Annotated in this window: 19 protein-coding genes and 1 other RNA gene; 8 read left to right on the top strand and 12 right to left on the bottom strand. The window is 47.6% G+C overall.

From position 1 onward, the window contains the following. The first annotated feature begins 18 nt into the window (after window positions 1-18). Window positions 19-702: a zinc metallopeptidase gene (locus AC50YG_RS14225; protein WP_473757818.1), complete on the top strand. Its 684-nt coding sequence runs from the start codon at window positions 19-21 to the stop codon at window positions 700-702. A gap of 161 nt (window positions 703-863) precedes the next feature. Here the strand turns inward: AC50YG_RS14225 and gltC are convergent, their stop codons facing one another. Together gltC and AC50YG_RS14215 are read right to left on the bottom strand one after the other, a co-directional pair. After that, a complete protein-coding gene (gene gltC, locus AC50YG_RS14220; protein WP_473757819.1) occupies window positions 864-1766 on the bottom strand; it encodes a glutamate biosynthesis transcriptional regulator GltC in 903 nt (300 codons plus the stop codon). A gap of 25 nt (window positions 1767-1791) precedes the next feature. Further along, window positions 1792-2448, bottom strand: a complete 657-nt coding sequence (locus AC50YG_RS14215; RefSeq protein ID WP_341278467.1) for a rhomboid family intramembrane serine protease — start codon at window positions 2446-2448, stop codon at window positions 1792-1794. 94 nt (window positions 2449-2542) lie between these two features. Between AC50YG_RS14215 and tpx the strand changes: the two genes are divergently transcribed. Beyond that, complete coding sequence (gene tpx / locus AC50YG_RS14210) at window positions 2543-3061, top strand: thiol peroxidase (RefSeq protein ID WP_494827599.1); 519 nt, start codon at window positions 2543-2545, stop codon at window positions 3059-3061. Window positions 3062-3133: 72 nt separating this feature from the next. Here the strand turns inward: tpx and AC50YG_RS14205 are convergent, their stop codons facing one another. From AC50YG_RS14205 to cshA, 4 genes are all read right to left on the bottom strand, one after another. Further along, a complete protein-coding gene (locus AC50YG_RS14205) occupies window positions 3134-3529 on the bottom strand; it encodes a DUF1499 domain-containing protein (RefSeq protein ID WP_341278469.1) in 396 nt (131 codons plus the stop codon). A 111-nt stretch (window positions 3530-3640) separates the two neighbouring features. Continuing rightward, a non-coding RNA gene (gene ssrS, locus AC50YG_RS14200) (6S RNA) lies at window positions 3641-3825 on the bottom strand. Window positions 3826-3870: 45 nt separating this feature from the next. Then, entirely contained in the window at window positions 3871-4659 is a 789-nt protein-coding gene (locus AC50YG_RS14195) for a YesL family protein (RefSeq protein WP_341278470.1), read from the bottom strand. 195 nt (window positions 4660-4854) lie between these two features. After that, window positions 4855-6453, bottom strand: coding sequence for a degradosome RNA helicase CshA (cshA, locus tag AC50YG_RS14190; RefSeq protein ID WP_473757821.1), 1599 nt, complete (start codon window positions 6451-6453; stop codon window positions 4855-4857). 272 nt (window positions 6454-6725) lie between these two features. Between cshA and AC50YG_RS14185 the strand changes: the two genes are divergently transcribed. Both AC50YG_RS14185 and AC50YG_RS14180 read left to right on the top strand, forming a co-directional pair. Next, entirely contained in the window at window positions 6726-6920 is a 195-nt protein-coding gene (locus AC50YG_RS14185) for a hypothetical protein (protein ID WP_046229973.1), read from the top strand. Window positions 6921-7128: 208 nt separating this feature from the next. Further along, window positions 7129-8316 (top strand): putative glycoside hydrolase, encoded by a 1188-nt coding sequence (locus AC50YG_RS14180; RefSeq protein WP_473757822.1) that lies wholly within the window; start codon window positions 7129-7131, stop codon window positions 8314-8316. A gap of 175 nt (window positions 8317-8491) precedes the next feature. Here AC50YG_RS14180 and pfkA read toward each other — a convergent pair whose 3' ends face one another. Continuing rightward, entirely contained in the window at window positions 8492-9460 is a 969-nt protein-coding gene (gene pfkA / locus AC50YG_RS14175; RefSeq protein WP_341278473.1) for a 6-phosphofructokinase, read from the bottom strand. 31 nt (window positions 9461-9491) lie between these two features. Beyond that, window positions 9492-10520 (bottom strand): tetraprenyl-beta-curcumene synthase family protein, encoded by a 1029-nt coding sequence (locus tag AC50YG_RS14170; protein WP_494827782.1) that lies wholly within the window; start codon window positions 10518-10520, stop codon window positions 9492-9494. 260 nt (window positions 10521-10780) lie between these two features. Between AC50YG_RS14170 and AC50YG_RS14165 the strand changes: the two genes are divergently transcribed. Continuing rightward, on the top strand, window positions 10781-11959 hold the full coding sequence (locus AC50YG_RS14165) for an MFS transporter (protein ID WP_494827592.1): 1179 nt from the start codon (window positions 10781-10783) through the stop codon (window positions 11957-11959). A 130-nt stretch (window positions 11960-12089) separates the two neighbouring features. On the opposite strand, the gene AC50YG_RS14160 is transcribed toward AC50YG_RS14165, so the two are convergent. The 4 genes from AC50YG_RS14160 to AC50YG_RS14145 all read right to left on the bottom strand — a co-directional run bounded on the left by AC50YG_RS14160 (window position 12090) and on the right by AC50YG_RS14145 (window position 15628). Beyond that, a complete protein-coding gene (locus AC50YG_RS14160) occupies window positions 12090-12806 on the bottom strand; it encodes a YebC/PmpR family DNA-binding transcriptional regulator (RefSeq protein ID WP_341278475.1) in 717 nt (238 codons plus the stop codon). 117 nt (window positions 12807-12923) lie between these two features. After that, window positions 12924-14477, bottom strand: coding sequence for a hypothetical protein (locus AC50YG_RS14155; RefSeq protein ID WP_494827590.1), 1554 nt, complete (start codon window positions 14475-14477; stop codon window positions 12924-12926). Between the two features lie 169 nt (window positions 14478-14646). Beyond that, window positions 14647-14844: a cold shock domain-containing protein gene (locus tag AC50YG_RS14150; RefSeq protein ID WP_046229980.1), complete on the bottom strand. Its 198-nt coding sequence runs from the start codon at window positions 14842-14844 to the stop codon at window positions 14647-14649. An 82-nt stretch (window positions 14845-14926) separates the two neighbouring features. After that, a complete protein-coding gene (locus AC50YG_RS14145) occupies window positions 14927-15628 on the bottom strand; it encodes a methyltransferase domain-containing protein (protein WP_494827588.1) in 702 nt (233 codons plus the stop codon). Window positions 15629-15827: 199 nt separating this feature from the next. Between AC50YG_RS14145 and AC50YG_RS14140 the strand changes: the two genes are divergently transcribed. From AC50YG_RS14140 to pepF, 3 genes are all read left to right on the top strand, one after another. Further along, window positions 15828-16061, top strand: a complete 234-nt coding sequence (locus tag AC50YG_RS14140; RefSeq protein WP_341278478.1) for a hypothetical protein — start codon at window positions 15828-15830, stop codon at window positions 16059-16061. A gap of 78 nt (window positions 16062-16139) precedes the next feature. Further along, window positions 16140-16322 (top strand): hypothetical protein, encoded by a 183-nt coding sequence (locus tag AC50YG_RS14135; RefSeq protein ID WP_099519659.1) that lies wholly within the window; start codon window positions 16140-16142, stop codon window positions 16320-16322. Between the two features lie 277 nt (window positions 16323-16599). Further along, window positions 16600-18390, top strand: coding sequence for an oligoendopeptidase F (pepF, locus tag AC50YG_RS14130; RefSeq protein ID WP_494827585.1), 1791 nt, complete (start codon window positions 16600-16602; stop codon window positions 18388-18390). The last annotated feature ends 91 nt before the right edge of the window (window positions 18391-18481 follow it).

Below are 18481 nucleotides of genomic sequence, written 5' to 3'. Positions count from 1 at the left end.
ATTTGGAGGAATGACGTTATGTTTTTTCACAAAATGGACATTCTCATCCTAATCGCTTTCGCTTTATCGATTTGGGCGCAATTTAGGGTTAAAGGAACGTTCAAAACCTGGTCTACCGTTCGCTCCATGAGCGGACTAACCGGCTACCAGGCCGCACGCAAAATGCTCGATGCTAATGGGCTGCAGCATGTACAGATTGAACCTGTACGAGGCACCCTAAGCGATCATTATGATCCAATATCACGTAAAGTACGACTTTCCGAGCATGTTTATTATGAAAACTCCATATCCGCCTTGTCCGTTGCCTGCCATGAGGTCGGCCATGCGATTCAGCATAAGGCGAATTATCCGATGCTGGCGCTGCGCCATCGCATTTTCCCGGTCGTTAACATCGCATCCGGCATTGCTCCATTCATGCTGATCGCCGGATTTTTGCTGCAACAGGCTAATCTGATTGGTCTTGGCATCATCTTCTTCTCCGTAGCAGTAGCCTTTCAGGTTATTACACTGCCCGTTGAATTTAATGCAAGCAACCGTGCCCGCCATATTATGATTGCCGAAGGCTTTATAACGAATGAGGAAGAACGCGGTGTTGCCAAAGTTCTGAACGCTGCCGCCCTCACTTACGTAGCAGCCGCGCTCATCTCCCTGCTGGAGCTCGTCAAATATATTATGATCTTCTCATCATCAAACCGGGAATAACTAGCTTACAGACTAACATGATCAACTCAGAAGAGTGGGCCCGCCTAAGCATTAGGCAGGCCCACTCTTCTTTTCCCGCAAAAAAAGAACCGCTGCAGCAGCCAGAATAAAATTGGCGCCTGCAGCGGTTCTTTCTCCTACTACCTATAACTGTTCTTGCTTTAATCCTCATGCTTCTTCTCATTGAAATAATGCAGCAGAAAGCCATGGAACACCTTCGCAACGAGCGACAGCTTCTCATTAGAACGATGAATGATGCCGATATTGCGAGTTACATGGGGCTGCTCTACGCGCACCTTCGCTGGCTGTAAAATACCCGTATGATGAAGCGCCATTTCCGGCAGCAAGCTGACACCCATCCCAGCGGCGACCAGCCCGCGGATCGTCTCCGTCTCCTCGCCCTCGAATCCGATTTTCGGTGTAAACCCTGCCTCCTGGCACGCTTCCCATACGATGGGCCTTAACGAATAACCTTCGCTGAACAAGACAAACGTCTCGTCCTTAAGCTGATTCAATTGAATCGAGCTCTCTCCAGCAAGTGGATGTGATGGCGGCAATATCGCATAAAGCTCCTCTGTCAGCAGCACCTGCCCGCATACATGCTCATGCTCATCCGGAAAAGGAGAAATGAACGCAAGATCAATATCACCCTTCACCATATCTCGTATGAGCGACGGATACATCCCCTGCCTAAAACGAAACTTCACATTCGGATGATGCTTGCGAAAAGCGGCCACAACCTGCGGGATTAAGGATACGCCGAGGCTATGCGGAAAGCCTAGCCGAATTTCTCCTTTTTCCGGATCAAGAAATTCATGTATTTCCACAACAGCCCGGTCCAGATCAGCCAATATGACCTCAGCCCGCTTCAAAAACAAATGACCTACAGGCGTCAATTGCAGATTTCTGCCCTTTTGTAAAAAAAGCTTTACGCCAAGCTCTTCCTCCAATTGATGAATTTGACGGCTCACAGCTGACTGAGCAACATGCAATTCTTCCGCCGCCTGTGTCACATGCTCTTTTCTCGCTACTTTGACGAAATAATAAAGCTGACGAAGTTCCATGATCTCTCCTTATCTTATCCAAACATTATCTCCGGACGATCCGCTGCCTGCGTACCATTGCCCGATCGAATAAACCGTACATGAGGAAGCCAGCAAGGCCACCCCCAACATGCGCCCATAAATCTATTGTCGGCAAGATTATGGAATAAATGATGCCTGCTCCCAAAATCATATATACGGTTTTGCGTGATCCATCATCCAGCCAAGCTTTACGGAACAGCGACAAGTATAGATACGCTCCGTAAATGCCATAAATCGCACCGGATGCTCCCACTGACAAATGGACAAATTCCCCATTGCCACCCTCTGTCATAACCGTAATAACTGCACTGAACAAATTGCCGAGCAGCCCGCAAAGCAGATAAAAAACAACATACTTCACAGAGCGCAGCAGACGCTCCAAGGGCGGCGCAAACACGAGCAGGGCAAACATATTAAAAAGCAAGTGCTGAAAGCCTCCATGCATAAAGATGGACGTTAAATAGCGCCACGGCTCTTCCAGTCCGTACGGATCTCCATGAAACGTTAAAAAGGCACCCCAGCGGTACAAGTTTTCTCCGCCAGTCGTTCCACCATTTAAAGCAACAAATATAAAAAAGAGCGTATTTAACGCGATTATCGCAGAAGTTATGGGATAAGATCTTAAATAAACGCGAAAGCTTTCGTATCTTAAAAAAATCATCAGTAATTCCCCCGCTCTAGAATTGGACAATATTGCCGTGCTCCGATTATAATTAATGGGTATTGACCATTTAACTTTGAGGAGGACGTTATACATGTCTCAAGAACGTGCTGGAGCTGCCGCATTTAAGGGCAATCCACTTACATTAATCGGACCAGAATTGAAAGTCGGCGATAAAGCTCCTGATTTTCAAGTAAACAAAACACTCGTTGATAGCGTATCCTTGAAAGATTATGCTGGTAAAATCAAGTTAATCAGCGTTATTCCTTCTATTGATACAGGCGTCTGCGACGCTCAAACTCGCCGCTTCAATGAAGCTGCTGCTTCGCTTGGGGACAACGTCGCTGTACTTACAATCAGTGTAGATCTGCCTTTCGCTCAAGCCCGCTGGTGTGGTGCCGAAGGTATCGATAAAGTCGAGCTGCTGTCGGACTACAAACTTAAAAGCTTCGGCGAAGCATATGGCGTTTACATTAAAGAATTTGGCCTGAATATGCGCTCAATCTTTGTTATCGATGCCAATGATACGATCCAATATGTCGAGTACTTGGCAGAAATGACGGAGCACCCGAATTACGAAGCGGCAATTAACGCGACTAAAGCGCTCGTATAAAATCCAGTATACAATCTTTTATGTGCACAAACAAAGCGAGTGAAGGGAAACCTTCCTCGCTTTTTGTACGTTTTATGAGTTTCCGGTCGTTTTATAAGCAGAGAGCTTCTTGTCCAGCGTCCGATAAAGCTCAAGAATAACCCGGTAGTTCGAACCAAGGTCGCCAAAAGAGCCTCTGGAAGCCGAATAAATATCAACGGCTGCATTTACTGGATTCACACTAATGACCGACACCGTAATGTCCATCGTCCGGCCGAAAGCCGTGCGTTTCTCGAGCACAATCTCCCCAACCGATTGAACTTCATGCAGCACCTTGTAGCCCTGCATTTTCTTCAGCGTAGAAACTACTTCTTCCCAAGCCTTTTCCTTGGACAACTTGTAAAAATGGGATTTGAGCATCGGGTCTTTGGCTTTATCGCCTGTTTGTTCATGACTGCGCAGCAGCCCGATTACGGTCCGCTTCAACAAAAACGATCTCCCCCTCCAGCATCTTTGTATGTAATATCTATATTAACATGTTTTGTTACACAAAAAAAGAACCCTGAGCGTGTTAGCGCAGCAGAGTCTCTTGAGTGTAGATAAAAACCCGCCTATGCCGTCCGACTTACATGTTTCTGAACCTCGCTTTCGCAAGGTGGGTGTCCGCAGAAACGAATTTGAAGTCCCCTTTAGAGGGCATGTCAGCAACGTAACAATTTAGGTCTCCCGAGAAACAGCCATTGGTTCAAAACAACGTAAAGCCGAAACGAACATCGCAGGATGTATTGTTATTATAAACGTTACCTTTACAATTGTAAATGTCTAAACGTTTATTTATTGGACGAGCTCGAATCGCCATCTGTAAGCTCTGCAAATTCGACCTCTTCTGCCTCCTGGGCAAGCCTAGCTTTCTCCGCCTGCTCCTGCAGCTTCTGGTAAATCATGTAGAAATTCCAGAACGACAGATACGCAATAATGCTGCCCATAAAAAACGGAATCAAAAAGGTGAAGCGCGTACTGATATAGATGACCGCACCACTCATTACCGCAGAAGAGAATGAGCGTATTGGACGGCCAATCGTAATCAGAATAGCATTTTTCAACAATTGAAACGTTTTCATGTGATAATGGACAAGCATCGAGAAAAAGTTGAACAAGGAAATGACCAACAGAAGCAGCAACGCAATAAAGATATAAGAAATCAGGCTGTACTGGTCGCGATAAACAATAAAATCGACAATCATAATGGCAAACAGAATAGCGTAGAAAAACCCGCCAATCATACTTTGAAGATAATTTTCCTTATATCCTCTAAAGTACGTTTTGAATAGCGGGACATCCGTTTCACCCATCACCCATTTGCGAGCTACCGCAAACATCGCAGCTGTAGCTGGAAATAAGGTGAACGGAGCAACAATCGCCATGAAAATCAATGTTGTTTTAACATGGTCCAGATAAGCCGCCTCATCTAATGCTGAAGCATTTCCTGGAAATACGCCCACAAACGCCAATAATACAAAAGGAATTGAACATATTAGCCATAATACATTGATTACCGATAATCGCATAATCCATTCGGAGATGCGGTAAAAACCTCCCATTAAACCCCTTGGCTCCATGTGATCTGCCCCCACTATTCCGTCTTGTTCGTTACTATTTTGGTTGTGACATGCACCAAAGCATATTATTCAATCAAGCAGGCTGGCTTAATCAAATGAACAATAAAAAAGGGGAAGTCAGGACGCCCGTAAGGCATCACGGACTTCCCCGGTTTCTTAAGCTTTGTTATTCGGGCTTATCAAGATGATATGACCCTAGTTGTTGTTATTGTTGAAGCTTTCGGACGATGGTTTTGGACGGCGATTCTCGCTAGTGCGAGGTCTGCTGCTGCCACCATCACGGTTACGGTCATAGCTGCTGCTACTGCTGCGCGAGCTGGAGCTCGAACTGCTGCCGCTGCCGCCACGTCTGTCATCACGGCCACGATAGCCGCCACCACCGCCACTGGAGCTGCGGCTGCTGCCGCCGCTAAAGGACGAGGAACCAGAGTAACGACGACCATTCGAACGAATGTCCGGCTTGCGTTTTTTCGCGCGAAGCGGCTCTTCCGGTGTCAATTCAATATTGACTTCCTTCTTCTCGCCTGTCAGCAATTTAACGGCTGCTGCAAGCAAGTGAACGGAATCATATTGCTCAAGCAATTGAATTGCAATTGCTTTGTATTCTGTGAACTCTTCTTCTTGAACAACTTCGAGCAAACGCTCAGCTGTCAAGCGCTGTTTGCCTTCAATCGCTTCCGCAATGCTAGGCAAAGGTTTTTTATTGATTTTTTGACGTGTAATTTTCTCGATGAAATGCAGGTGATCCAGTTCACGAGGCGTTACGAACGACCATGCCGTACCTTCTTTGCCTGCGCGGCCAGTACGGCCGATACGGTGAACATAGCTCTCCGGATCTTGCGGAAGGTCAAAGTTGATAACATGCGTTACGCCCGATACGTCGAGGCCACGAGCAGCTACATCCGTTGCAACCAGCACATCAATGCTGCCATCGCGGAATTTGCGCATTACGCTGTCGCGTTGGTTTTGGGACAAGTCGCCGTGAAGGCCGTCTGCCGTGTAACCACGTTTTTGCAAAGCTTCGCTCAGCTCATCAACCCGGCGCTTCGTGCGACCGAAGATGATAGCAAGCTCTGGGGATTCCATATCAAGCAAACGGCTCAGCGCTTCAAACTTCTGACGCTCATGAACCTCAATATACGCTTGATCGATAAGCGGCGCCGTAACTTGCTTAGGAATAACCGACACATGCTCTGGATTTTTCAGAAATTGCTGTGCAAGCTTCTGAATGTTCGCCGGCATTGTAGCCGAGAACAACATGGTGTGACGCTCGTCTGGAACTTGCTTCAGGATCGACTGAATGTCTTCCATAAAGCCCATGTCCAGCATTTCATCTGCTTCATCAAGAATGACCGTCTGTACATCTTCAAGACGGATCGTCTTACGGTTGATGTGGTCAAGCAAACGTCCTGGTGTACCAATAATAATTTGCGGCTTCTTCTTCAAAGCGCGAATTTGACGTCCAATTTCTTGTCCGCCGTAAATTGGCAATGAGCGTAAACCTTTGTATCGAGTCAACTTCCCGATTTCTTCAGCTACCTGAATAGCGAGTTCACGGGTAGGCGTCATAATTAAGGCGACAATGCGCTCCTCGCTTGTCGGAATTTTATTAATGAGCGGAATTCCGAATGCCGCTGTTTTTCCTGTTCCTGTTTGTGCCTGACCAATTAAATCTTGACCAGCCATTGCAATTGGAATAGCTTTGGACTGGATCGGAGTTGACTCCTCAAACCCCAGCTCCGTGATTGCTTGCAACACTTTAGGTTCCAAGCCAAATTCAGCAAATGTTTTCAAACTTTCTCATACTCCTTTTATCTTCAGCCTACTTGAAAAATATCCAAGCTATTATAGCATACAATCATACACGTTTACCAGCGAAGCTTAAAAACAGATCAAAAGGCGCACGAGAAAGCGGTTGCTTTATCGTATAGCCCCTGCCCGCAGCGCACATGGCAGTTAACCCTGTTTTTTTAAAGTTGATCCTGCTATAATGTGGTTATCCCGCTGTTTTAACGTTTTCATGCCATATGTTTTGCCCTGAACCTATGATGAAAGGGTGATGCCAGGTGGATATCGAAACCGTAACACTGTCACAAATTGTAGAGAAGCTAGCACCCGAGCTCAGTCCTTTTCTTACGGATCGGGAACTCTCGATCAATATCGTATTGAGGGACGGACTGGCTGTACTTGAACCGGCGGATGCAATGGAGATTGTTCAGCACAGCATTTGCGAGCACCAAAGAGAAGCCTTACTGCAATGACAAGGGGATATACCGATTGATAGTAAACCTGCTGACGCATGCGTCAGCAGGTTTTTTGCATGCTTTTCTCTCCGGAAATTCCCGCCCAAAAATGGTGCATTAAGCAACATTTCTCTGTGTAAAATTACGCTTTTTGAAAAAAATAAGTGTCACGCAGCCTAATTCTGCTTTATAATTTGGAAAGAAGAGCTAGCGGGGAGAGAAGGAAATGGACATCATCTTTTCAACTGTCATGCTGTTATACAGCTTGTTGACGGGAAGCGGAGAGGATCATGCAGCCGCCCGGGAGCTCGCAGCCTCGGTACTAAACGCTTCAATAGGAACAAATATCGTGCAGGCAAGCCCATCGGGTGGAGAAGGCCAGGGGACGTCTGAGACGGGCGCTAAGCGTGATCCGCAGAAAGATGCTCCCATTGTGAAGGGCATCTACGTGACGGCTCACAGTGCAGGTGGAGCGCGTATGGATAGCTTGCTTAAGCTTGTGGATGATACGAAGCTTAACAGCATGGTCATCGATGTCAAAGACGACAACGGCTATATTACTTATCCGACCGAGACGCCGGAGCTGCTCGAACTGGGAACTACCCAGAAGTACATTCGCGACATTGGCGACTTGATGAAGAAATTAAAGCAGCATGAGGTTTACCCGATTGCCAGAATTGTCGTCTTTAAAGACACTGTGCTGGCACGCCAGCATCCGGAGCTGTCGTTCCGCCATTCCGACGGAACGATTTGGAAAAATGGCCGCGGTGAAAGCTTTGTTAATCCTTATATGAAGGAAGTCTGGAGTTACAATGTAGCCGTTGCCAAGGAAGCAGCTAAGCTCGGCTTTAAAGAAATCCAGTTTGATTATGTTCGTTTTCCTGAAGGTTTTGATAAGAAAGCCGATTCGCTGAAGTATGAGAAAACAGAGCAGAGCCGAGTCGATGCCGTTGCGGGATTCGTAAAATATGCCCGTGAGCAGCTTGAGCCGCTTGGCGTGCGTGTATCGGTCGATATTTTCGGCTATGCCGCATCGGTGCCTGCAGCCGAAGGCATTGGTCAGGACTTTGTGAAAATTTCCAACGATGTGCACGTCATATCTCCCATGGTTTATCCGAGCCATTACAGCACTGGCTGGTTTAAGCAGAAGGTGCCGGACAAAAGCCCTTATGAAACCATCGTAGGCGCTATGGAGGATACACATGCCAAGCTGGACCCGATCGGTGATGCTAAGCCAATTATCCGCCCTTGGATTCAGGATTTTACAGCCAGCTGGCTTGGACAGGGCAATTATATGAAATATGGCAAGAAAGAAGTCGAGGCACAAATTAAGGCGCTCTCCGACACCGACATTCATGAATTTCTCTTATGGAATGCAGGCAATAAATATTCAGAAGGCGTTAATTACGAATAGCGATTTGATAATGCGCGTTTCATTCCGAGAAATATAGAGAAAGGATAGCGTTAGGATTTCTTTTTCTATATTTCAAACAAATAACCTCCGGTACGCTGCTTTTAAGCGTTGCCGGAGGTTATTTGTTTGTTTTTTAATACGAGCCCTTGCTATTGCCCATACGGGCCTGTAAGCATTATTGCGAAAGACGCAGCGCAAGCTCATACAAATCCAGGTTGAATGGCTTTTTCGTATTGACAACCGTGTCGATATCCGTGGAAAGAAACTCCCCACGCACGATACCGCAAGCTTTGCCCGAATCGCCCGCCATCAGCTGATGCACAGCATAATCGCCCAGACGGCTTGCAAGAATACGGTCAACAGCGGTCGGTGTACCGCCGCGTTGAATATGTCCAAGGACGGTTACCCGCGGCTCAAGTCCGCAACCACGCGTAATTTCGCTGGATACATCATGCCCATTGCCTGCTCCTTCAGCAACAACAACGATACTGTGACGTTTGCCTTTGGCAAAGTTGGCTTCCATCCGCTGCGAAACCTCCGTTAAATTGAACGGCACTTCCGGTACAAGAATGGTCTCGGCGCCGCTTGCAAGTCCAGCATAAAGCGCAATATCTCCGCAATGACGGCCCATAACCTCAACGACAGACGAACGCTCATGAGATGACATCGTGTCGCGAATTTTGTTGATGGCATCAACAACGATGCCCACAGCAGTATCAAAACCGATTGTGTAATCCGTGAAAGGAATATCGTTATCGATTGTTCCTGGCAACGCCATCGTCTTAATGCCGAGCTTGCTCAGCTTGTTAGCCCCTTGATAAGAGCCGTCGCCGCCAATAACGACCAAACCGTCGATGCCACGCCCACGCAAAACTTCAGCGCCTTTCTCCTGGCCTTCAGCTGTCATAAATTCTTTGCAGCGCGCCGTCTGCAAAATGGTTCCCCCGCGCTGTATAATATCGCCTACGCTGCGAAGATCCATTTGACGCAAATCGTCATTCAGAAGACCCTGATAACCGCGTTGTACACCGTATACTTCCAGCCCGTTATACAAAGCGCTCCGTACTACAGCACGAACGGCTGCGTTCATCCCTTGGGAGTCACCGCCACTGGTTAATACTGCGATTGATTTTACTGAAGACATAGTCATTCCTCCAAAATGATGTAATATATTGCTAAGCCTGCTGTTTCCTGATCCACACGCTGTTAATCAGGAAAAACAGGCGGGTAAGCGGACTGTTCTTCATCAGCTTGCGCGTTACGCTGCGCACTTCTTTCTGCGCACGCACCTTCGGATCGGATAAATACAGGGCAAGCAGCCCTTCAATGATAAGGCGATGAAACCGGGAAGCCGGCAAATGCCGCACATCCTCCCTTGCCCACTCCACTATTGTACCGATCCGTTCCGCCATCAAATGGAAGCTGTCGTAATAATTGCAGAAATTCAAATCTCCACCTTCCTGATCCTCCGCCTGATCAATCAAATAATCAAGCATGATATGCAGGCCGCATACGTGGGGGAAATAAACTTCTTTAATTGCCGCCGCATCCGGCGAAGACAGACCATCACCGCTGGCAGCTAAAAATAGCATAAACATGCCGAGCGTCGATCCGCTGGCAGCTGCGAATTCATTCCATTGCAAGTGCGGGTAGCGCTGTGCATGCTTCTCCCACCAAGCGAGCAGCTTCGGCTCACGCAAGTCATGGCGAATGTGCTTGTACACCTGCAAATCCCCATATAGGCTGACCAGCTCGGTTACATCACGCTGAACGCTGGCATAGGAAGGAAGCAGCGCTATTTGGTGCTGGCACACGGCAACGAGGTGGTGCAAATATCCACCGTCGTCCCGCTCCTTCCGGTGGGCATAATAATCCCGGAGCGGCGCTGCCGGATTAACCGCATCAAGCATGGACTGGTGCAGTAGGCGGAAATCATCCGCATCAAGAGAAGTGCTGCGATCGCACAAATTGTCCAGGTAGTCGCTAATCGTTTGCAGCGCAACAATAAGCGGTATCAGAATATGCCGCTGTTCCAAGTTAGCCGCTGCATACACAGCACCGCCCTGACAATGGAATTTCTTGCTCGCTATGCTGCTCAGCGCTTGCGTCCGCAGCTCCCTGTCAGGAATTTGCTCTGCCATCGCCCGCAGCTTCCCAAGCTGCGCTTCAACTTCCGGCAGCACATATTTATATACGCGATGCATAAGTTTTAAAGGCCCTCGGGGCGCACGGCTGCCTGAAAATGTCGTCAATCTCACGATGCACCTCCTCCTCTTAAAAAATGCTGAATAACCGCCGGCTACCAGCCCATTATTACACGATGAATGAAACCTCCACTCATAAATGTACCATTTCAATAAACAATAATCCAGCAGTTCATGTTATAATGGTTTACAATCTATTAATAATTAGCTATAACACCTGTATAATCAAGGTTTTTTACAGTTATGGAGTGAATACAGCAATGACACAACTTGGCCTTGACAAGGCGAAGCCTAACACATCCCAAGAAACGCTGCGCCTCCGCGCCTTCAGCTTTTCTGCCTACTCAACACAGGCACTGCTCGTCTCCTACCTGCCATTATATTTTCTGGCGCGAGGCTACTCCGAGCATCAAATCGGCATTATATATGCAACTGGGCCCTTCATATCTGTCTTTGCGAATTTACTGCTAGGCTGGGCAAGCGACCGGTTTCAGACGATAAAAAAATTGTTTATATTTTTATTATTCGGGCAGCTAGTCATGATCTCGCTGCTGTTCCCAATTCAAGATTTTACGATGATCTGTCTAGTGATGACGATCTTTTATTTTTTTCAGACGCCTATTAACCCTTTGAATGACAGCTTGATTTTATTATCCAGTCAATATACAGGTGTTCCTTATGCGCTCATTCGCATTTTCGGCTCGCTCGGGTTTGCCATATCGGCCTACTTGTTCGGCATTTTATTGAAGGAGATGGGCTCCAATTGGACGCTGCCGCTCGCAGTCTGTACGATAACGATAACGCTAGCGCTCTCCTTTCTGCTGCGTGATTATCGCGGGAGTGCCCGCAAAGTGGATTTCAGCGGTTTTTTCAAGCTGCTGGGCAAAAGAGAGGTCGTTTCCTTTTTCGTCCTCATTTTGATCGTATCGATCGCGCATCGCATGTATGAAGGCTTTCTTGCTGTAACGCTGCATCAAATGGGAGCTAGCGATTCACTTATTGGCCTCGCCTGGACACTTTCCGCCTGCAGCGAAATTCCCGTGCTGTTTCTGCTTGGAAAGTACGGCCATAAATTCAAGGAGCTGCCGCTGCTGTTTATTGCATGCGTATTGTATGCCCTGCGAATGTGGCTCATTGGACATTTGAGCAGCCCTTATCTCGTCGTGGCGACACAGCTCATGCACAGCATTACATTCGGCATCTATTTCTCGACTGCTTTGCGTTATATTTCGCAGATCATTCCCGATGAATTTCGTGCATCTGGCCAAGCGGTATACGCCGTTGTATGGACAGGCCTTGCCGGTCTGCTCAGTGGAACCGTTGGCGGCTATGTATATGAAAGCTTTGGACGCACCGCCTTCTTTAACTTAGGTACTACGCTTGCTTTAATTGCAGCAGCAGGTTTTATTTATAAACATTATACGAGGCGCAGCGCATGAACTTACGCTAACTGAGCGTCCCTCTATAGCTCATGCCATAAATCAAAAAAACAGCTTCGGCTCCACACGATCATGTGGCTCCTGAAGCTGTTTTTGTTCCAGCCTGACTTTGTAGACGTTAATCCCCAAGTTAGTCCTCAAGCTCGAAGTTTGTATACACGTCCTGTACATCGTCATTATCGTCGAAGGAGTCCATCATTTTGGACAGCTTGTCCGCATTTTCACCTTCTACGGCAACCATGTTTTGCGGCAGCCAGCGTACACCTGCGCTAACGAACGTATAGCCTTCCGCTTCAAGTGCGCCTTTCACCTGCTCGAACTCATGCGGATGCGTCAAAATCTCGAAGCTGTCGTCGTTTACGACAAGATCCTCTGCTCCAGCTTCCAGCGTCACCATCATCATGGAGTCCTCATCAATTTCTAAATCCTCACGGTCTACAACAAGCAAGCCTTTATGATCAAACATATAGGCTACACAGCCGCTTTCTCCCATATTGCCGCCACGCTTATTAAAAGACGAACGTACATCAGCCGCCGTACGATTGCGATTATCCGTCAAACAACGAACCATAATCGCTACGCCTCCTGGGCCGTAACCTTCATACATAATTTCTTCATAATCGACTGCGTCGCCGCCCGTCGCCTTCTTGATTGCCCGCTCAACGTTATCATTGGGCATTTGCTCCGCACGTGCATTGGCAATGGCCGTCTTCAGGCCAAAATTCGCTTCGGGATTCGCTCCGCCTTTACGTGCCTGCACATAAATCTCACGCGACAGCTTTACAAACTTATTATTTTTAGCCTGATCGGCCTTCCCTTTGCGATCCTTAAACAATTTAAACTTCATGCCACTCGCTCCTCCGACAAAGATTCCACCTAACAGTGTATCATTTCCCGCCTAATCCGGTCAAAGTCTAAAATGCGAAAAGCGCATGGCAAAATGACGAACTCCTGTCACATATCCTTAAGAAATGTAGCCTTTCTCCCTCCAATATTCCATTGCAAAATCTTCGCCAAAAAAAGGTTTCGTTCCATCCAGCATATCTTGGTTGCAGCGTGTAAGCAGCTTTCGGCCTTTTTCAAAAAATTTGACCGCAGCCAGCAACTTAGCTCCGCCTTCGTAATTGACCATCGTATAATCGTCATCATCTTCATCTTCTGAATACTGAACGGAAATACATTCAGAGCCGTCCATATGCTTCTGGATACGGTAAGAGAAATATTCGACCTTAGCATCGCCCTGTTCATCGGTATAGTCTCTGGCCATGCGCACCAATGCCAATCGCGGAGCATCATTGTCAAGTTCTCCCTCCTGCCGAAATGAAAAATATACATCGCCGATCCATAGCCCGTTCCGCTCTTCATCATCATAATCGTTATACGGCTCGACAAGCGGGAGAGCCAACAGCTCGCGCACCTGCTGCGGATCAATGAGATGACGAGCGTATTCATAGGTCGATACAGCTTGCAGCAAATGAATCCAGTTTTGCTGGCAAAGCTGCTGGATAGCGGCTGGTGAATCATCATCGATCTCCGACCAATCCGTATGCTCGCCCGTGACGCTGCGATATTTGCCTGATAACTGCCATTGCATCGTGAGTGACTGATCTACAGAGCCCGATTGTGCAGCAATAGGTTCTATTTTAAGCAACGCTCCATACGCTTCCCCATCTTGAAAATAGACGCTTCGAAAATGTCCAGAAACCGCTTCATTGCCATAAGCGGTTGCACGGAAAAACTGATCCCCCAGCCAAAATTCATAGCTTGAGCTAGCAGCTTCAGGCTCGCCTAGGAAGCAGAGAGAATCAGCAGTCACCTGCTGCATATATAGCGGTCGGAGCTGTGTATCTTCGAATAAAAAAGGAATTTGCGGCTGCTCATGAATCGGCTTAATTAGCGCTTCATATAAAATTGGCTTGTCTTCCTTCAGAAGACGCAGCATTTCCTCTCGCCAGACGGATGGCTCCTCATCCTCATCTAAAATAATGTCCGGGACAAAAAGCTCGGTCATGTCGAAGCCCTGCCATACACCGAAGTCGTCCCATTCCTCTATGTAGCGTTCAAAAGCTGATGTCCCTTGAATACGCACTCTATATTGATCGCTTGTCATCATCAGCTTTGCCTGCATATTGCCCTCAACGATGAGATCGCCGTGATTATAATCTCCCCAGAACATTTCATCCACTTGCAAATTGCCTGCAACATGGATCTCCTGTCCGCCAACAACCATATGGCTGGCGCGCATATTGCCAAGAACGATCAGGCCGGTAGCACCGTCTGTATCTGTATTGCCAACATAACGATCCACAACTAAATTTCCTTCAACGAGAATGAGCATAGCATTCAGGTCGAGCAAAAGCTCGCTAAGCCGCAAATCCCCTTTATAATACCAAACTTCCTCTTCTTCAAATTCGCCATCATTTTGTTCATGGCGCAAGTAATACCAGCTCTCGCGAGGCAATTTCTGCTTGATTTCACTAAAGCGAAACCGCTGAAACTCGGCACCGGCTTCCATCATCATTGTCCCCCTTTAAAAATAGTTCAAAACGAGGCTTATCTCGCTCTATTATACAGCACCATCCACTGACCACTATCCTAATAGCCTGTTAAAATGCGAAAAGGAGCCCCCGAATTAACCGGAAGCTCCTGTACATGCTGCAATCAAGTATTATAAGAAACTTCGAATCTTATAATTTAACGACGTTAGCCGCTTGTGCACCGCGATTGCCTTCAGTGATGTCGAACTCTACCTCTTGGCCTTCGTCAAGCGATTTGAAGCCTTCGCTTTGGATAGCGGAGAAATGAACGAATACATCCTCGCCGCCTTCTACCGAGATAAAGCCGTAGCCTTTCTCTGCGTTAAACCATTTAACTGTTCCTTTCAAATGAACAACCTCCTAGAAAAAATAAACCGCTGTTTAATCAGCGTATACCCTATATTATACAGTCTCAAACTGGAAAATGCAATTAAACCCTTATTTTCAAAAAATAATCTGATCCAGGAATAAAAGGAAGCTTCGCCGGCATAAGCTCAGCTTGACCGCCCCGCTCTGCGACAGCCTTTAGCAGCTCATCCATGTGCGGGTAAGCCTTCCAGCTTAGCGACAACAGCGGGTAAATCCGCACCTGTCCGCCCGGCTTGCACAGTCGCATCATTTCCAAAACAGCCTGCTTATGGAAATTGAAATCAAACTGCTCCGCATACAAAAACAAAAAATGGCTGCATAACACAAGCGAGAAGGTTCCTTGTTCAAAAGGGAGCTCCGGCAGCTGCCCAAAACGATAACGGGATTTCCCGGCAACAGATCGCAAATGACTTGCAAACAGCTCAAGCGAACGCTCTCTTCCCGCGCGATGATTCGCAGCGTCCTTATAGTAGCTCCAGTCGAATGCCTCCTGCAAAGCGATCAGCTTGTTTGTGGAAACTTCAATTTCTTCTGCAGATTGTGCAATCCACGACTCCACATCTCCGGCATAACGCGGATCAACAGCATGGGCATCATACCCTCGGGCACATGCCTCAGCGGTAAAAGAAGCGCCTCCAGCAGCAATGTCGAGTAGAGGCCCCGCACCCAAATCGTCTTCTGCTAATCCGAACATGTGTACATACTCATCAAAACCCCGGCAGGTGATGGCAACGCCTACCTGCTCATACTTCAATTGCTTCATCTTCTCAACTCTCCTCGTCTCAGCTACACTCTTCCTCGCGAATACGCTCCTATCTCTATAGAAGCTTCGCCTCACAAATGCCACTTTCCCGCATTATAGCTGATATTATAACACCGTCCCTTATTGCTTTCCACCCCCTGGATAGCTAAAATAGTAAGAATACGGTGTAAGCCGTAATGAAAGGTAAGGTGACCTATACATGTTCAAGAAACACGAGATATTCAAAACCGACAAATACAATATGCTGACGGTAGAAGTACAGGGGAAAACCCTCGTCGTACGTGATATTTCTGATCAATGGGGCGAAGAATGCTTTACGTTCGTAAGCCGTCCTGAAATGATGCATTGGGCCGAAAATCGCTTCCGTGCTGACCAGTATGTTGGCCGCGAGGAAGAACGGGAGAACATCATCCGTGCTTTCAAGGAAGTATAAGCAGGAAAAATTAGCCTTTAGAGCGAAGACTAACGAGGCAGTGTTGTGCTTGCGGCTACAGGGGGTGTACGTTTCCAGATGGATTTAATGACTAATATCATCTTTATTGTCGCTTCCTTTGCACTGGGGTGGATTGTCCTTGCAAAACGCGATACTCTCGCTCCCAATTTGCGCCGCGGGCTGGCACTTGCTTCGATTGTTTTAATTGCATTCTCGTTTTTCCTCATTGTATTCAGTCTGTTTCAGATGGGAAGCTCATAAACGCTGGCGGCAGCTGACAAGCCATACACCAAGGAGCAGCCGCCAACGCATCAAATACAAGGTAAATTCTTGTATTTCAACATAACAAGACCGCCTCCGGTACATACTAGGTACAAATTTATGCCCGGAGGCGATTGCAACCATGAAATGGCTACCCGTCCTTGTTTCTTTAAGCCTGACAGCCGGGATTAGTGGCGCTGAGGGAATGATTCAGCCCACCTATTCCAAAACAGCACCACATGCTACTTCATCTACCATTATACCAAGGAGGAATTCGATGAATCACGTACCTAAGCGTTCCGAAACGAAAGTAGAAGCCCGTTGGAAGCTCGAAGACCTGTTTGCAGATCAAGCCGCATGGGATAAGGAGTTTGCCGCTGCCAAAAGCCTGATTGGCAAAATCAGCGCTTTTCAAGGCACATTGTCTGACCCCGCCCAGCTGAAAGCCTGCTTCGAGCAGGAGGATGAATTGTCGCTGCATGTGGAGCGTCTATACGTATATGCCAATATGAAGCATCATGAGGATACGGCTGAGCCGACCTATCAGGCTTTGTCCGACAAATCCAAGAAGCTGAGCGTAGAAACAGGCGAAGCTCTCTCTTTCATTACGCCAGAGGTGCTTTCCTTAAGCGATGAGGCGCTGGATCAATTGATCGCGAATCCGGAGCTGACAGCGTTCCGCCATACGCTCGAGGAAATGCGCCGCCAAAAGGCCCATGTTCTCTCGAAAAATGAAGAGGCGCTGCTTGCGCAAGTGGGCAATATGAGCTCGGCTCCCGGCACAATTTTCAACCTGCTGAACAATGCCGATTTGAAGTTCCCGAAGGTCAAGGACGAGAACGGCGAAGTGGTTGAACTGACGCAGGGCCGTTACATTCAGTTTCTTGAGAGCAAAAACCGCGAGGTGCGCAAAGAAGCTTTCCAAGCGATGTACGATACATACGGAAAGCTCAAAAACACAATCGGTGCAACGCTGAATGCCAATGTAACGAAAAATATTTTTTACTCCCGTGCCCGCAAGCATGATTCCGTTCTCGCCATGTCGCTCTATGGAGATAACATCCCCGAGACGGTTTATACAAACTTGGTTGACACGATTCATAAGCATTTGCCGCTGATGCATCGCTATATGAACCTGCGCAAAAAGCTGCTCGGCGTTGACAAGCTTCATATGTATGATTTGTTCGCTCCGCTTGTAGAGGAATTCGATATGAACATTACGTATGAGGATGCGAAAAAAACGGTCAAAGAAAGCTTGAAGCCGCTCGGTGACGATTATTTGAACGTGCTGCAGCATGGCTTTGACGATGGCTGGATTGACGTGTATGAGAATGAAGGCAAGCGCAGCGGCGCTTACAGCTGGGGAGCGTTCGGCACACATCCTTACGTGCTGCTCAATCACAAGGACAACTTGAACAGCATGTTTACGCTGACGCATGAAATGGGCCACGCCCTGCATTCGTATTATTCCGACACGACCCAGAACTACCGTGATGCGCAATATACGATTTTCCTCGCGGAGGTGGCTTCCACGCTGAACGAAGCGCTGCTGATGGACTACTTGCTTGACAAGTCTACCGATCCGAAGGAAAAAATGTACCTGCTCACCTACTATGCGGACCAATTCCGGACGACGGTGTTCCGTCAAACGATGTTTGCCGAATTCGAGAAAATCATTCACGAAAGAAGCGAGCAAGGCGAATCGCTGACTCCGCAGGATTTGAGCAAAATCTACTACGACCTCAATGTTCAATATTATGGCGACGATATGGCCGTAGATGAAGATATTGCGATGGAATGGGCACGTATTCCCCATTTCTACAACAGCTTCTATGTGTACAAATACGCAACTGGCTTCTCGGCCGCAACGAGCTTCTCCAAGCAAATTTTGGAGGAAGGCGCGCCAGCAGTCGAGCGTTATCTCGGCTTCCTGAAGAGCGGCGGCAGCGACTTCTCGATCAATATTTTGAAAAAAGCGGGCGTCGACATGTCCTCGCCAGAGCCGATTGAGCAAGCGATGAGCGTATTTGAAAGTCTCATCGGCCAAATGGAAGAGCTGACAAAATAATTAATTTGTTCAGCCTCTCTGCTCCCCAGCTTGCTTTCTGAGCTAAGGGGATATGCGCTAAAAGCAAAAATAACACCTTCCACTCCGGCAT

This window comes from Paenibacillus sp. J31R34 (genome assembly GCF_059383715.1).
Note: the sequence above shows the minus strand (reverse complement) of the source record. Positions and strands in the feature narration are given on the sequence as shown.

What these genes read in the sequence shown, in the direction of transcription:
- AC50YG_RS14145 (WP_494827588.1), bottom strand. Translation starts at nt 15,628, where the DNA reads ATGAAGCAATTGAAGTATGAGCAGGTAGGCGTTGCCATCACCTGCCGG.
- tpx (WP_494827599.1), top strand. Translation starts at nt 2,543, where the DNA reads ATGTCTCAAGAACGTGCTGGAGCTGCCGCATTTAAGGGCAATCCACTT.
- AC50YG_RS14225 (WP_473757818.1), top strand. Translation starts at nt 19, where the DNA reads ATGTTTTTTCACAAAATGGACATTCTCATCCTAATCGCTTTCGCTTTA.
- AC50YG_RS14180 (WP_473757822.1), top strand. Translation starts at nt 7,129, where the DNA reads ATGGACATCATCTTTTCAACTGTCATGCTGTTATACAGCTTGTTGACG.
- AC50YG_RS14195 (WP_341278470.1), bottom strand. Translation starts at nt 4,659, where the DNA reads ATGGAGCCAAGGGGTTTAATGGGAGGTTTTTACCGCATCTCCGAATGG.
- AC50YG_RS14170 (WP_494827782.1), bottom strand. Translation starts at nt 10,520, where the DNA reads ATGCATCGCGTATATAAATATGTGCTGCCGGAAGTTGAAGCGCAGCTT.
- AC50YG_RS14160 (WP_341278475.1), bottom strand. Translation starts at nt 12,806, where the DNA reads ATGAAGTTTAAATTGTTTAAGGATCGCAAAGGGAAGGCCGATCAGGCT.
- AC50YG_RS14135 (WP_099519659.1), top strand. Translation starts at nt 16,140, where the DNA reads ATGGATTTAATGACTAATATCATCTTTATTGTCGCTTCCTTTGCACTG.
- gltC (WP_473757819.1), bottom strand. Translation starts at nt 1,766, where the DNA reads ATGGAACTTCGTCAGCTTTATTATTTCGTCAAAGTAGCGAGAAAAGAG.
- AC50YG_RS14140 (WP_341278478.1), top strand. Translation starts at nt 15,828, where the DNA reads ATGTTCAAGAAACACGAGATATTCAAAACCGACAAATACAATATGCTG.
- AC50YG_RS14165 (WP_494827592.1), top strand. Translation starts at nt 10,781, where the DNA reads ATGACACAACTTGGCCTTGACAAGGCGAAGCCTAACACATCCCAAGAA.
- pepF (WP_494827585.1), top strand. Translation starts at nt 16,600, where the DNA reads ATGAATCACGTACCTAAGCGTTCCGAAACGAAAGTAGAAGCCCGTTGG.
- pfkA (WP_341278473.1), bottom strand. Translation starts at nt 9,460, where the DNA reads ATGTCTTCAGTAAAATCAATCGCAGTATTAACCAGTGGCGGTGACTCC.
- AC50YG_RS14155 (WP_494827590.1), bottom strand. Translation starts at nt 14,477, where the DNA reads ATGATGGAAGCCGGTGCCGAGTTTCAGCGGTTTCGCTTTAGTGAAATC.
- AC50YG_RS14215 (WP_341278467.1), bottom strand. Translation starts at nt 2,448, where the DNA reads ATGATTTTTTTAAGATACGAAAGCTTTCGCGTTTATTTAAGATCTTAT.